This window comes from Pseudomonas sp. Marseille-Q5299 (genome assembly GCF_943737035.1).
Taxonomy (GTDB): Bacteria; Pseudomonadota; Gammaproteobacteria; order Pseudomonadales; family Pseudomonadaceae; genus Aquipseudomonas; species Aquipseudomonas putida_E.
Window position 1 is genome coordinate 1 of the sequence record NZ_CALSFR010000014.1, and the last position, 13,337, is coordinate 13,337.

Genomic DNA, 13,337 nt, shown 5'->3' on the forward strand with positions numbered 1-13,337 from the left:
TTTCTGCTCAGGCCTAGCCCGCACATCCTTCCATGATGTAAAGGTGTGCTACTGAAGCGTCAAACCGGAGCTGAATGATGGATTGGTATTCTTCTGAGTAGTAAAAGTCTCGAGCTTTTTTCAAAGTTGAAAACTCAAGTAGAATCACCCTGGGCACTAAACGCTTGCCTTCGATGACTTCAGGAGAGTTAGTCGATATGAGGAAGTTGGCTTCCCAGCTTTCTAGGATCGGACGCACCTTCTCCATATACTCATGGTAAAAGACTTCATGGTCGTGAACGGTGAGCTCCGCAAAAAGGTAGCCCTTAGCACCCATACTAAAAACCTCAGGTATTTAGCAATCATAATTAAAAGTTTCTAAGCGGGGCAGTCCCTACCTATTTCGCCCCGCTTTGAACTCCTTATACCTAGACGCCTTCAGCAGCACCCTTTGGCAGGTGGGCCGGCGGGTCGCAAGCTACAGTGCCCATCTTGGCCGGCACAGACATTTCAAAAAGCTCCAAATCAGGCGAAATCGCTGTCTCGTTGTGCTTGAGCCCTGGTGGAATGAACAGTGACTCACCTGTGTTCACCCGGATGGTACGCCCGTCTTCGAACTGTAGATCGATCCATCCGCGCAGCGCATAGACAAAATGCACATCGCAGATGTGATAGTGCCAACCAGTCTCCTCCATCACATCCGTCGCACAAGTAACCTGAGCACGCGCCAATCCTCCAGTAGCATCAGTCAGCCCCAAGTCTCGGTATTTGAAAAAATGCCGACGTCCTGCGACAAATGGTGCATTCTCGGGAGTAGCGTGGGTCAGCTTCTGCAGCAGCTCGGCAACCTCATCAGGAATTCCTACCTGAGGAATTGAACTCGGATCAATATTGCTCATTACTTTCTCCTCACCTTTGACAGCCAGGGCTAACGCCCAATCATTTAAAAGATCCCCTGAACTAGAGCACTCACACCAGACCAAAACCGTAATAGAGAGCGATCACAAAAAACACAGCCAGCGTTTTGATAATTGTTATGCCGAAAATTTCGTGATACGACTGCTTGTGGGTCAATCCGGTAACAGCCAGCAAGGTGATAACCGCGCCATTATGGGGTAATGTGTCCATACCACCACTGGCCATAGATACTATTCGATGCATAACTTCTAAGGGTATAGCGGCGGCATTTGCAGCATTGGTTAACTGATCGCCCATCGCCGCGAGGGCGATACTTAAGCCTCCAGACGCAGAGCCAGTAATCCCAGCTAGTGTGCTTACAGAAACTGCGGCTTTGATCAAAGGATCAGTGAGGTATTGCAAAGCACCACTCACAGCAACGAAGCCAGGCAAAATAGCAATGACACTGCCAAAGCCATATTCGGAGGCTGTGTTCAGTGCCGCCAAGGAAGCGCCAGATACCGCCTGCTTTGTGCTTGCGGCGAAGCGAGTGCTGACCTGTCTGAAAGCAACGATGCAGACGAACAAAATTCCACAGAGCAAAGCTCCCGCTACCGCCCAGATGGCCGCAACACTCGAAGTTTTCCCGGCTATCGTGCCTGTAGCGCCAGGGAACAGGCTGCTCTCCACTGTGAATGACGACTCAAACCAATGCGGTATGTAGGTGGACAACAGATAGTTGGTAACACCCACGATCAGCAGCGCGATGATGGCCAATGCAGGGCTTGGAAGGGATGCCAACTGAGTCCGTTCAGGCTCATTTATGTGTCCCTCGCCATAACCTTCACCTGTCTTCGTAACCGACTTGCGACGATACTCAAGGTAAAGGAGACCTATAGTGACAACGAACAGTGATCCGCATATACCTAGGATCGGTGCCGCCCACGAGGTTGTATTGAAGAATGTGGTTGGGATGATGTTTTGGATCTGTGGAGTACCTGGCATCGCATCCATGGTGAATGAGAATGAGCCAAGCGCAAGCGCTCCTGGCAGCAGCCGCTTAGGAATATTATTCTGCTTGTATAGCTCCGCTGCAAATGGGTATACGGCAAAAACGACCACGAAGACAGAAACACCTCCATAGGTCATCAAGCCGCATACAGCGACAATCACCAAATTCGCCTTTGACTTACCAAAATGACGAATAGCGGAGGAAACGATGGCCTCCGAGAAGCCGGAAATTTCGACTACCTTCCCGAAAACAGCACCCAGCAAGAAGATAGGGAGATACAACTTAACAAACGTAGCAACCTTCTCCACAAATACACCGGAGAAGACTGGCGCCACAGAAGATGGGTCAACCAGAAATACTGCTCCCATTGCTGCAACAGGAGCTACGAGTATTACACTGTAGCCTCGGTAGGCCATAACCATTAAGAACACTAAGGCAGCCAGTGCTATAAAAACGGACATTCAGTACCTCACTGCATTATTTTTATTGTACGGGTCACACTAGGCTTAAACGCCTAGGGGGATGCTCATCCCCCTAGCGTGCAGGGACTACCCCAGCTTGCCGGTTTTGGCAACACCGCTTGCGAGATAACCACCATCAACAGGAAGCAGAACACCGTTAATATAAGCTGCTGCATCAGATGCAAGGTACAAGACTGCTGAGGTCATTTCTTCCAGCATTCCAAGTCGTCCAGCTGGAATCATTGAGCTGTAAGCCTGGATGGTTTCAGGTGTATAGCTTTCCTGAGTGAGAGGCGTAAGCACCGGCCCGGGAGCAATGGCATTGCTGGAAATGCCGTGCGGCCCCAGCTCCATTGCGAGTTGACGGGTAAGGCCAGCCATGGCTGCCTTGGACGTCCCGTAAGCCGTTCGGCCAATACCTGCTCGCTCAGCACCTATCGACGCGATGTTGATGATTCTGCCGCAGCCGAGTGCGACCATGCTTTTTGCCGCTCGTTGTGCGCAAAGAAATGCCCCAGTGACGTTTACTGCCAAAACCTTTACGAACAGGTCAGCGGGGTAGTCAATGAAGCTGTGAAGACCTAATATGCCAGCACTGTTGACAAGAATATTCGTGCTTTCTCCGTACCAAGACTCCGCTAAGAAAAATGCTTTCTCTACAGATTCTGGATTAGATACATCAACGGAGATTGCCTTTGCTTGGTAGCCGCTATTACGAATAGCAGAAGCTACCTTTTCAGCGTTTTCCAGATTTACATCAGCAACTGCGATCTTAGCGCCTGCAGCAGCGAGCGCTACAGCCACAGACTCACCAATGCCAGACCCGGCGCCGGTAACAAACGCAGTTTTATTTTCAAAACCCATGACAGTCTCCTCAAATTACTCTTCAATTTACAGCCACGGGTGAGCTTTGCCCGTGCGAACATAAAACAACTACACCATGCATTCCGAATGCTACACCCTAACCAGAGATACCTTGTCCACGCAGCAAAACGTGCGCTTGCTGGCTCGGCTCTGACTGCGCAACAGCTTTGTCACCTACAAAATCACTCTTTCGCAAGAACAACAACGCGGCGACTGAAGCAATACCTGTGGATACGTAGAAGTACCATGGGGACGAAAGATCGCCTGTCGACTGAATCAACCACGTAGAGATCAAGGGCGCGCTTCCGCCGAACATTGCTACCGGTAGGTTGTAAGCGATAGCTATACCGGTTGAGCGTACCTTTGTCGGCAGTAACTCACTCATTGTGGCATAGGTCGATGAGGCATAAAGCCCGAACAAAATCGCTACGGCCATTAGTGGTACAAGGAAGGTGAGCGGGGTCGCACCTTTAGCAGAATGGAACAGCCAATACATTGCCAAGGTTGCAAGAACAGCCACAACCAAGAGAAAGCCTTTCCGACCATAGCGATCAGTAAACATACCGCCTAGAGGCATCACAGCAGCCGAAGTGATACTAGCGCTGAAAACGTAAAGAAGCGTCACACCACTACTGAAACCCAGAATTTTCGACATATACGTCGAGGCAAACGTGAGTACCAGGTAAAAAATCGAACTGTGAAGGGAGATAATGAAGAAAACCAACGCGATCGAGCGCTTCCACTGCCACACATCCCGCAGCGGTGCTTTGGACGTTCCGCCAGAGTGAAGTAGAGCCAGGAATTCAGGGCTGTCTTCCAACTTTAGCCGAATATACATCGATACCAAACCCATAGGGCCGGCAAGCAGGAATGGGATCCGCCATCCCCCGTTCTGCATCGACTCCGCACCAATGAGGTAGGTCATGCCGTTGGCTACGACTCCGCCCAACACCAAGCCCAATACAGCAGTTACCATCAACCAGGAAGTTGAGAACCCCCTACGGCCAGGCCCAGCGTATTCGGAGATGAAGCTCGTAATCGTGCCGATTTCTCCACCCGCTGAAAAACCTTGAATGCAGCGAATCAGTATTAGCAAGATGGGTGCAGCGATACCCACTGATTCGTACGTTGGAGCAAGACCGATCAGGAAGGTGGATCCGGACATCATTACCAAGACCGTGATCAAGGTACGCCGCCGTCCGATTTTGTCCGCGAGCGGCCCGAAAAAGAGACCGCCCAGTGGCCGAATGAAAAAGCTCAATGCGAAGGCTGCGAAGCTGCTCAGCAAGCTTGTTGTTGGATCATCTGATACGAAGAAAGCTTGGCCGATGTAAACAGCCAGGAAGCCATAGACACCGTAGTCATACCACTCGATGAGGTGCCCCGAGGTAGCACCGATGAAAGCACGTCTACGTTGTCGAACTACACCTTCAGATCCATCACTCATCGTTGTATCCTCTTTTATTTTTATTCATGGACTACACACGTAAATTATTTCTGACAGGCCTGCTATCGGCCGGCGGCCTCTTGCAGCCTTAACTTCCTTCTCCTCTGAAATGGGGCGGCGTCCTCTCGGCCGACCTGATTCATGCAGATAACCGACGATGGCACCGGTCATTTTTCAAGTCCGAGAGCTGGCTTTAGACTGCATCACCCACCAGGACACCGCTATTCGTGCAACTACGTACACGTACGAGTAGCGCCATGCGTGTTACGATGCGGGTTCGCCCTAAGCGTTTAGAAGGCCCCCGATGAGTGATCACTTACTTCAGCCACAAGATCTTGAACGGATTGGTTTTCAAGTCTCTCCGGCCCCACAGGTGATCACATCGAATCGCCGCATCCTGGAGGTGAACCAGGCTTTCGGCAGCCTTTTTGGCTTTGAGCGGATGGAACTCATCGGAGAGCTCCTGCTCAAGCTCTATCCTTCGCAGACCGATTTCCGCGATATAGGGGAGCGGAGCTTGAACTGGCTGAGGCACGCGAAGAACGGCGCTTACTCAGATGAGCGCTTCATGCAACACCGCAACGGGGAAGTGTTCTGGGCCCGGGCAAGCGGTTTCACGTTGACACCGGAGGATCCATTCCAACTGATGGTCTGGCACTTCGAGCGGGTTGATCGTGCTATCCGCACGGCTGTAAACCTCACGCCCCGAGAGCGTGAGATTTCGGTAGACATTGTGAACGGGCTTACGTGCAAAGAGATTGGCCGCAGACTGAATATCTCTCATCGCACTGTAGAGGTTCACCGTGCTCGCCTGATGAAAAAGCTCAAGGCCAAGAACAGCGCGGAACTTGTCTCCAAAATTATCGTACTGGACTGACACTGCAAATTTCCAAAACTGTTATTTGCATCAAGGAAAAGCTGTATTACAGTAAGCCGCAAGGGAAACGTCAGATGAAACTCGGATTTGCAATAATTACCTGAGCGGCAGCATGCATCTCCGCTTGCAATAAGCCTAGCTTTCTTACTTCACCAATGGTATAGCCGGGACTGGAAAATTGGACAGCAATTTTCCCGCCAAGCTTGAGAACAGTTATGCGCAGTATCAAAGCCTGAAAGGAAATGGTTTAAGTGTAATGGCACGCCGAAAACAGGCAGATCACGGCGAGATGCTGTACAAGGGAGATGGCTACATGACCGCTTGGTTCAGGTATTTACTAACCCAAGACAGTGAAGCAGCGCGAGCTTTTGTATAGCGCTACAATTCTTCTTGCAGGAAAGCCAGGCAAGCCTGGCTTGAGATACCTATCAAACGCGTTCTAGCGCAAGCGCCAAGCCTTGGCCTACTCCAACGCACATTGTCGCCAAGCCACGCCGTCCACCCTGTTTTTCTAAGGCATGCACCGCCGTCATCACCAGGCGAGCACCACTCATGCCAAGTGGATGACCAAGGGCGATGGCGCCGCCATTAGGATTTAGCTGCTTGGCATCATCTGCGATGTCCAACGCCCTGGCCACGGCAAGACTTTGACTGGCAAAGGCCTCGTTGAGCTCAATGACATCAAAGTCGCTGATTTCAAGATTGATTCTGGCAAGCAACTTCTGAACAGCTGGCACTGGCCCAATACCCATCACCCGTGGAGCGACCCCTGCGCTAGCCATACCCAGTACACGTGCGCGAGCGATGAGGCCATGGCGCTCGACCGCAGCAGCGCTTGCGAGGAACATGGCGGCTGCACCATCGTTGACTCCCGACGCATTGCCTGCGGTAACAGTGTTGCCAGGGCCGTTAACCGGCTTTAACGCTGATAATGTTTGGATGGTGGTCTCTGGACGCGGATGTTCGTCCTGGTCAACGATCCGCTCGCCCTTCCGGTGACGGACTACTACAGGGACGATTTCTTCAGAGAAGAACCCACTGCGATGAGCCTCCGCCGCGCGTGCCTGACTACGGCTAGAAAATGCATCCTGTTCTTCACGGGAAACGCCATATTGCGCAGCGACGTTGTCAGCTGTCTGCGGCATGCTATCGACGCCATAATGCTCGGCCATCGCAGGGTTGACGAAGCGCCAACCAATCGTTGTGTCCTCAATACTCATGGCACGAGAAAAAGCTGTCTCAGCCTTCCCCATCACGAATGGAGCTCTGGACATCGACTCGACGCCACCCGCAATAGCCAGCTCCATCTCGCCGCAAGCAATAGCTCGGTATGCAGTGCCAACAGCATCAAGTCCTGAAGCACACAGCCGGTTCAGCGTCACCCCGGCCACACTCTCAGGCAGCCCGGCCAGGAGCGCCGCCATGCGCGCAACATTGCGATTGTCCTCGCCGGCTTGATTTGCACAACCCAAGAACACTTCCTCGATAGCGTTCAGATCTACTCCAGGGTTGCGCTCAATCAAGGCTTTGAGAGGAACAGCTGCCAAGTCATCCGCTCGCACTCCCGCTAAGGCCCCACCAAAACGCCCGATTGGGGTACGAACGGCATCGCATATGAAAACATCACGCATGTGAATGGTTCCTGTTCAAGTCTCGAATCGAATCAGTTGGCTTTGGTGACTGGCCTACCAGCTTCAGCCGGAGTACCCAACACGATTGTTGCGGCGCCTGTGAGCATCAGAACGCCATAAGCAGCCTGCGACGCGGCCATGCTGCCAGTGAGGTCAATCAATGCACCTACAATGGCTGGCATAAATACGTTACCAACACCTGCCAAAGTGGTTACCAAGGCGATGCTGCCTGCTGCTGCCTTGCCAGTAAGCAGGCTGCCGGGGAGTGTCCAGAACGGGCCGGTCGCGCCAAGAACGGATGCTGTGGCGATTACCAGAAGAATTACCGAGGCTGTGGTATTGGGTTGGAGAATGGCCAGCGTCAACCAACCAATCGCCGAGACACTCAAGCAAATCGCTACATGCCAGCGGCGCTCCATCACTTTGTCCGAATGCTTACCTACCAAATACTGAGTGATCATGCCGACCATGAAGGGAAGCGCAGACAGCAGACCGACATGGAACAGATCAGTTACGCCAGTCTTGCGAATGATTGTTGGCACCCAGAATGCAGCGGCAACCGCGCCACTGAAAACCGCCAACGCGGTGAACGCCAGTACATAGACACGCTTGTCTTTGAACGCCCCCCAGAGTGAATGGTGTTCATTGGCGTTGCTGGTGTCATCTGCAGCCAACTCATCAAGAATGACTTTGCGCTCTTGATCAGAAAGCCACTTGGCTTCTTTGGGCGAGTTATCGAGCAACAGGTAGGTGACGACACCCATGACGCAGGCAGGCAGGCCGGCTACCAGAAACAGGATCTGCCAACCCTTGAGGCCGAACAAACCATCCAGATGCTGCATGATGCCGCCCGCCAATGGGCCACCGATCATTCCCGAGATAGGGATTGCAGCCATGAACATTGCAGTGACACTGGCTCGGCGGTTGCGCGGAACCCAAAGTGTCAGGAACAACAACACAACGGGGAAGAAGCCTGCCTCAGCCACACCCAGCGCGAAGCGCAGAATGTAGAACAGCATCTCGTTTTGCATCATTGAGAACGCCGCGCAGGCGATTCCCCACATGATCATGATGCGGAGTACCGTCTTGCGGAAACCGATGCGCTGGAGCATCAGGTTGCTCGGAATTTCAAAAAGGATGTATCCGACGAAGAAGATTCCGGCACCAATGCCGAACACCATCTCGCCGAAACCAAGGTCAGTCATGAAGCCGAGCTTGGCGAAGCCGATGACATTCCGGTCAATCAGTGCCAAGACGTAGCAGATCATGAGCAGTGGCAGGATCTTCCATTTCACTCGTGCGAACGTCCGCTGAGCGAACTGTTCGTCGGTGAACGCCTGGACGGCATCTGCACTATTGCGCGCTGTGATCATTGTGGGTTGCCCTGTTGTTGTTATCAGTTTTGCCATCACATGAGCGTGCCAGCTCAGTGTACGGCTATCAGCCAAGCCTTGGGCGCTTGCTGTGTTGCATGAGACCCCCGCAACGCCTAAAAGTCAATAGGTCATTCCTATAGCCTATTGACTTTTTGGTCGTCCTCGCCGGTAATTGTCGAGAGCTGACTCAACGTCAGCTGACAGAAACGCCCCCACATAGGACAGGTAACAATGACAACAAACCTGAACCGGCAGCTGCTGACGCTGACCACGCTCACCTTGGCCGCATCCTCAGGCGTACAAGCCGCGTTTCTCGAGGACAGCAAAACCTCGATCGACTCAAAAACGTTCTACTTTCAAAATGATTACCGCGATGGAACCGGGCAAAACCGCGTAGAAGAAGCCGCACAGGGTCTGACCTTTCGGTTCCAGTCTGGATATACGGATGGAGATATTGGCCTGGGGCTGGATGCTGCCCTGATGGCGGGGTTCAAGCTCGACTCAAGTCCTGAGCGAAGCGGCTCCGGACTGCTGCCTCGTAACGCCGAAAGCCGCCCTGGAGGCCCCAGCTATGCTCGAGAGTCCCAAGACGAGTACAGCAAACTCGCGCTGACAGCGAAGCTCAGGCTCTACAGAGATACTGAAGTGCTGTTCGGCACTATCAACCCCAACCTGGGAGTGCTGCAACCAAGCACCACGCGGCTGTTCCCTCAAGATTTTCAGGGTACCCAAGTAACAAATACCTCGATATCTGGCCTGACGCTCAGAGCCGGTAAGCTTGATCGAGCTCGTCATCGCGACTCGACCGATTACCAGGGAATCGGTATTGCCTACGCAAATGGACAGTACCCACGCACCGATGACGGTGACTTCAAATATGCAGCTGCAGACTACGCAGTCAGCAAGGATGTGGTGCTCAGCTACAACATCGGAGAGCTGCAGGACGTTTATCGCCAACACTTCATCGGAATCAAAGGCAAATTGCCGGCAGGGCCAGGACGCATTGTCAGTGACATAAGGTTGTTTGCCTCTGAAGAAGCTGGCTCCGGCGACGCAGGGTCTATCGACAACTGGATCTACAGTGGGCTGTTTGGGTACGAGTGGAATGGCCACACGCTGCAAGCCGGGTATCAGAAGGTAGATGGCAAGGGCGCATACCCTCAGCTCGAAAGTACCGCAACCTATCTGCATACAGAAATGATGATCACCAATTTCGCAAAGCAGAACCAAGCTTCGTGGCTAGCTCGATATGACTACAACTTTGCTGCCGCAGGCATCCCAGGGCTGATGCTAACCGTGCGTTATGTGAAGAGCGATGACGCAGAAGTGGTGGGTTTCCAGCAAGAAGGTCGCGAGCGTGAGCTCGATACCGATATTGGATATGTGGTGCAAAGCGGAACATTCAGAGACCTCGGCGTGCGTTGGCGCCATGGCGTGATGCGTAGCAATTACCAGCGAAACAGCGACCAGGATCGGCTGATCGTCGACTACAGCTTCAAGTTCTAAGCACTCGGCACTCGGCCCCCTCCCCCATCCTGACCACCTAGTGTCGGGATGGGAGCGCTCGTGCCCCGTTACCATACGAAGGTGTAACAATGAAACTGTCGAAATCAGTCGCATCACTAAGCTCTATCTGGGCCATTGCGCTCATACCAATCGCCTGGTCGCAGGATAATCTCCAACACCGTTCAATCCAGAATGCAGACGCCACGATCGCTTACTCAGTACAAGGCGAAGGCCCGCTGGTCATGATCCTGGCATCCACCGGACGGGGCAGCGCCGAATTTGCTCCATTAGCCAAGCAACTGGTGAGACGGGGTTATCGAGTCGTTTTGCCTGAACCTAGGGGTATCGCAGGCAGTAGTGGGCCGATGAAAAACGTGACTTTTCACGACTTTGGCAATGACTTTGCCAAAGTCATTGCCGCCGAGGGAGGCCCTGCAATTGTTGCAGGGCATGCGTACGGACAATGGATAGCTAAAACCGTCGCGAGCGACCACCCAGGGGATGTTCGCGGGATCGTGCTGCTCGCTGGTGGCGCTCGTCAGTGGCCGAGTGAGCTTTCAGAGGCAGTTACCCGGATAAATTCTGAGGAAACATCCCGTGATGAAAAGCTCGCTGCTTTGCGCTTGGCGTTCTTCGCCGAAGGCAATGATCCCGGCCACTGGCTTACCGGCTGGCATCCAGAAGTCACTTGGAGCCAGCGTGAAGCGCGAGCCAACACACCTAAAGAAAGCTATTGGGCGGGAGGTAGCGCCCCGATTCTGGACTTACAGGCTGGCTCGGATCCGTTTCGTCCCGAGAGCTCCCGCATGGAAACCAAAGATGAGTTTGGAGATCGTGTGACCGTCAAGGTCATTCCAAATGCGAGCCATGCGTTACCGGCAGAGAAGCCCTTGGAAACAGCCGATGCTATTGCTGATTGGGCTGATGGGTTACCTAAGTAGCGTTGATAAAAAAGGGAGATCATTGCTGATCTCCCTTTTTTACGCAGTGCAATCAGCGACCGACAAATACCGGCGCTCGCTTCTCCACTACTGCCCGTGTAGCTTCACGAGCATCCTCGGTCGCCATCAGGCGTGTACTGTAGCTCTGCTCTACCTGGTATCCATCTTCCACTTGCATGAACTCGATCTCGTTCAGTGATGCCTTGCCCATACGCAGGCCCAGTGGGCTCTTGCTTGCGATCAATCGAGCCAGTTCCAGCGCACGCGACAACAATTCCTCATGAGGTAGAACTTCCTCTACCAGGCCAATGCGCAGTGCCTCAGCCGCATCAATTGGCAGTCCAGTGAAGAACATTTTGCGTAGGTTACCCTGACCGATCAAACGCCCGAGGTGCGCGCCGCCGCCACAGCGCCCAACGTTGATCTCCGGCATGCTGAACTTGGCTCGTTCCGATGCCAGGCGGATATCACATACGGCAGCAAGTACCGTTCCTGCTCCCAGCGCTGGGCCATTCACTGCAGCAATCACCGGCACCGCGCACTGCCGCACAGCAGCAAAGCATTGCCGGACTACAGCGGCACGAGCAGGATCCTCATCAACGGTGGCAGCAAGGAACTCATGCAAATCCAGGCCAGCACAAAATGCACGATCGCCGGCAGCAGTAAAGATCACGCAGTTGACTGACGGATCGTCACCCAGCTGGGTGAACAGTTCCCCGATGGCTTGGTAGTGGGCCAGGGTGATTGCATTCACCGGCGCGCGATCCAAAGTGACTACGGCAACGCCATCGTTGATCTCAAGCTTCAAGTCTTGCATCACTCTCTTCCCTCAATATCGAAACCGAAAAGATGGGCAGGGTTATCTACCAGAATCTGACGAATGATTGCTTCATCTCCTACCCAATTCATGAAGACATCCAGCAACTGTCCAACATCTGGCGATGCATCAGCCATGCGAACAAATGGCCAATCAGATCCCCACAGCAGTCTGTCGGGACGTTTGCTCACCAAGGCCCGATGAAACGGCTCTAGCTCGGCATATACAGGGGACTGCCGAGACACACGACACAGCGACAGCTTTGTCCAAACTTGTCCACTTTCGAGCAGGCCCAGGAAGCGCTGGAAAGCGGCCCCATCGACCCCAGTCGTTACGTCAAATTGCCCCATGTGATCGAACACGATCGGCATATCGAGATCTTTGACTGATTCGTAGACATCTGGACAGTCCTGAGCCTTGGCCCAGATATGTGCGTGCCAGCCGCGTTCGCGCATGCGTGGAGCCAGTTGGCGCAGAGTATCTACGCCAATGCTGCCTGCGTAGCGCTTCCCACTACTGGGGTCGAGCATCTCGATGAAGCGCAATCCGCGCACCCCAGCACGATGCAGAACATCCAGGGAGGCATCACTGATACCTGAATCAGCTACAGCGATGCCTCGCGCACGGCCACGCAGCGCATCAAGTGCATTAACCAAGGCGCGAGTATCGGTTCCGTAAGGCGCCGGCTGAACAAGGACGCCCCTGTCCAACCCGACGCTGTCCAGCATCTGTCGATAGACCGACGGCGTCGCCAACGGGATCGCATAGGTCGCCGCACCAGTTGGAAAGCGTTCGAGAGGGCCAAAAACATGACTGTGAACGTCACACGCACCAGCGGGCACTACTCGAGATGTACGGGCCGGCATGCGCGGCTCAATCGTATCCATCAGCACTCCCCCGTCGCGGGCTGCGCGCAATCCTGGAATCTGGCCGGCGCAGGCTCTGTCAGACTGGGCAATCCGCAGTGGGTATCGGTTGGCACATCCAAGGGGGCTTTGACGCCATCAGGTAGCGGAATGCGGTGGACGTTCAGGGTCATGGCTACCAGCGTGTAGTAGCCAATCACCGATGACAACTCGACCACCCCAACCGTCCCCCAGCGCTCATGTATGCGCTCGTACACATCTTCCTGCACATCGCCGTGAAGCTGCATCTGTCGAGCGAATGTATAGATGTCCCAAGCCTCCGAGTCTTCGAAGACTGGAGCATCACCCGCAGCGATTGCTTCAATGATCGGACTCTCCAAACCGGCAGTGGCAGCATCACCGGCGTGGATATGCCATTCCAGCTGCCCGTTCCAGCGGCGGGCAGTCACCAAGATAGCCAGCTCACTGAGGCGCTTCGGGAGAACAGTGTCGTAACGCAACACTTCACCCAAGCGCTGCCAGCGGTCAGCCAAAACTGGGTTATGCATAGCTGCCCGCAAAGGCCCTACGAGTCGCCCGCGAGGGCCACGTACAACGGCTTCATAAACCTCAGCCTGCGCCTCAGACATGGTGCGAGCATCAAACAACGGAATTCTGGCCATG

14 protein-coding genes are annotated in these 13,337 nt (G+C 53.8%); 4 read left to right on the top strand and 10 right to left on the bottom strand.

Features of this window, described 5'->3' with window-relative positions:
• Positions 1-13 precede the first annotated feature (13 nt).
• From NGJ21_RS25375 to NGJ21_RS25395, 5 genes are all read right to left on the bottom strand, one after another.
• Positions 14-316 (bottom strand): DUF1330 domain-containing protein, encoded by a 303-nt coding sequence (locus NGJ21_RS25375; protein WP_119688915.1) that lies wholly within the window; start codon positions 314-316, stop codon positions 14-16.
• 91 nt (positions 317-407) lie between these two features.
• Complete coding sequence (locus tag NGJ21_RS25380; protein ID WP_119688914.1) at positions 408-878, bottom strand: cupin domain-containing protein; 471 nt, start codon at positions 876-878, stop codon at positions 408-410.
• Positions 879-948: 70 nt separating this feature from the next.
• The gene (locus tag NGJ21_RS25385) at positions 949-2,349 is read right to left on the bottom strand and encodes a GntP family permease (RefSeq protein WP_119688913.1); all 1,401 of its coding nucleotides are present in this window, start codon (positions 2,347-2,349) and stop codon (positions 949-951) included.
• Between the two features lie 87 nt (positions 2,350-2,436).
• Complete coding sequence (locus NGJ21_RS25390; RefSeq protein ID WP_119688912.1) at positions 2,437-3,213, bottom strand: SDR family NAD(P)-dependent oxidoreductase; 777 nt, start codon at positions 3,211-3,213, stop codon at positions 2,437-2,439.
• A 97-nt stretch (positions 3,214-3,310) separates the two neighbouring features.
• A complete protein-coding gene (locus NGJ21_RS25395) occupies positions 3,311-4,660 on the bottom strand; it encodes an MFS transporter (RefSeq protein ID WP_251962861.1) in 1,350 nt (449 codons plus the stop codon).
• A 304-nt stretch (positions 4,661-4,964) separates the two neighbouring features.
• Between NGJ21_RS25395 and NGJ21_RS25400 the strand changes: the two genes are divergently transcribed.
• Together NGJ21_RS25400 and NGJ21_RS25405 are read left to right on the top strand one after the other, a co-directional pair.
• A complete protein-coding gene (locus NGJ21_RS25400; RefSeq protein WP_119688910.1) occupies positions 4,965-5,537 on the top strand; it encodes a LuxR C-terminal-related transcriptional regulator in 573 nt (190 codons plus the stop codon).
• 178 nt (positions 5,538-5,715) lie between these two features.
• A complete protein-coding gene (locus NGJ21_RS25405) occupies positions 5,716-5,913 on the top strand; it encodes a hypothetical protein (protein ID WP_147405252.1) in 198 nt (65 codons plus the stop codon).
• Between the two features lie 52 nt (positions 5,914-5,965).
• Here the strand turns inward: NGJ21_RS25405 and pcaF are convergent, their stop codons facing one another.
• Both pcaF and NGJ21_RS25415 read right to left on the bottom strand, forming a co-directional pair.
• Positions 5,966-7,168 carry a 3-oxoadipyl-CoA thiolase gene (gene pcaF / locus NGJ21_RS25410; protein ID WP_119688909.1) on the bottom strand — a complete coding sequence of 401 codons (1,203 nt, stop codon included), beginning with the start codon at positions 7,166-7,168 and terminating at the stop codon, positions 5,966-5,968.
• 32 nt (positions 7,169-7,200) lie between these two features.
• Positions 7,201-8,541, bottom strand: coding sequence for an MFS transporter (locus NGJ21_RS25415; protein ID WP_251962862.1), 1,341 nt, complete (start codon positions 8,539-8,541; stop codon positions 7,201-7,203).
• A 234-nt stretch (positions 8,542-8,775) separates the two neighbouring features.
• On the opposite strand from NGJ21_RS25415, the gene NGJ21_RS25420 reads away from it, so the two are divergent.
• Together NGJ21_RS25420 and NGJ21_RS25425 are read left to right on the top strand one after the other, a co-directional pair.
• The gene (locus NGJ21_RS25420; protein ID WP_119688907.1) at positions 8,776-10,050 is read left to right on the top strand and encodes an OprD family outer membrane porin; all 1,275 of its coding nucleotides are present in this window, start codon (positions 8,776-8,778) and stop codon (positions 10,048-10,050) included.
• Between the two features lie 89 nt (positions 10,051-10,139).
• A complete protein-coding gene (locus tag NGJ21_RS25425; RefSeq protein ID WP_174141475.1) occupies positions 10,140-10,991 on the top strand; it encodes an alpha/beta fold hydrolase in 852 nt (283 codons plus the stop codon).
• A gap of 52 nt (positions 10,992-11,043) precedes the next feature.
• Here NGJ21_RS25425 and NGJ21_RS25430 read toward each other — a convergent pair whose 3' ends face one another.
• From NGJ21_RS25430 to NGJ21_RS25440, 3 genes are read right to left on the bottom strand one after another with little or no spacing between them, the layout of a single operon-like run.
• Positions 11,044-11,808, bottom strand: a complete 765-nt coding sequence (locus NGJ21_RS25430) for an enoyl-CoA hydratase-related protein (RefSeq protein WP_119688905.1) — start codon at positions 11,806-11,808, stop codon at positions 11,044-11,046.
• Positions 11,808-12,695 carry an amidohydrolase family protein gene (locus NGJ21_RS25435; RefSeq protein ID WP_119688904.1) on the bottom strand — a complete coding sequence of 296 codons (888 nt, stop codon included), beginning with the start codon at positions 12,693-12,695 and terminating at the stop codon, positions 11,808-11,810. The genes NGJ21_RS25430 and NGJ21_RS25435 overlap by 1 nt, the downstream gene beginning before the upstream one ends.
• Positions 12,695-13,336, bottom strand: coding sequence for a carboxymuconolactone decarboxylase family protein (locus tag NGJ21_RS25440; protein ID WP_119688903.1), 642 nt, complete (start codon positions 13,334-13,336; stop codon positions 12,695-12,697). The genes NGJ21_RS25435 and NGJ21_RS25440 overlap by 1 nt, the downstream gene beginning before the upstream one ends.
• Between the last annotated feature and the right edge of the window lies 1 nt (position 13,337).

Bases quoted from the DNA above. Each gene is read 5' to 3' on its own strand.
- NGJ21_RS25415 (WP_251962862.1), bottom strand. From the start codon at position 8,541: ATGATCACAGCGCGCAATAGTGCAGATGCCGTCCAGGCGTTCACCGAC.
- NGJ21_RS25435 (WP_119688904.1), bottom strand. From the start codon at position 12,695: ATGGATACGATTGAGCCGCGCATGCCGGCCCGTACATCTCGAGTAGTG.
- NGJ21_RS25425 (WP_174141475.1), top strand. From the start codon at position 10,140: ATGAAACTGTCGAAATCAGTCGCATCACTAAGCTCTATCTGGGCCATT.
- NGJ21_RS25385 (WP_119688913.1), bottom strand. From the start codon at position 2,349: ATGTCCGTTTTTATAGCACTGGCTGCCTTAGTGTTCTTAATGGTTATG.
- NGJ21_RS25420 (WP_119688907.1), top strand. From the start codon at position 8,776: ATGACAACAAACCTGAACCGGCAGCTGCTGACGCTGACCACGCTCACC.
- NGJ21_RS25395 (WP_251962861.1), bottom strand. From the start codon at position 4,660: ATGAGTGATGGATCTGAAGGTGTAGTTCGACAACGTAGACGTGCTTTC.
- NGJ21_RS25440 (WP_119688903.1), bottom strand. From the start codon at position 13,336: ATGGCCAGAATTCCGTTGTTTGATGCTCGCACCATGTCTGAGGCGCAG.
- NGJ21_RS25390 (WP_119688912.1), bottom strand. From the start codon at position 3,213: ATGGGTTTTGAAAATAAAACTGCGTTTGTTACCGGCGCCGGGTCTGGC.
- NGJ21_RS25430 (WP_119688905.1), bottom strand. From the start codon at position 11,808: ATGCAAGACTTGAAGCTTGAGATCAACGATGGCGTTGCCGTAGTCACT.
- NGJ21_RS25380 (WP_119688914.1), bottom strand. From the start codon at position 878: ATGAGCAATATTGATCCGAGTTCAATTCCTCAGGTAGGAATTCCTGAT.
- NGJ21_RS25375 (WP_119688915.1), bottom strand. From the start codon at position 316: ATGGGTGCTAAGGGCTACCTTTTTGCGGAGCTCACCGTTCACGACCAT.
- pcaF (WP_119688909.1), bottom strand. From the start codon at position 7,168: ATGCGTGATGTTTTCATATGCGATGCCGTTCGTACCCCAATCGGGCGT.
- NGJ21_RS25400 (WP_119688910.1), top strand. From the start codon at position 4,965: ATGAGTGATCACTTACTTCAGCCACAAGATCTTGAACGGATTGGTTTT.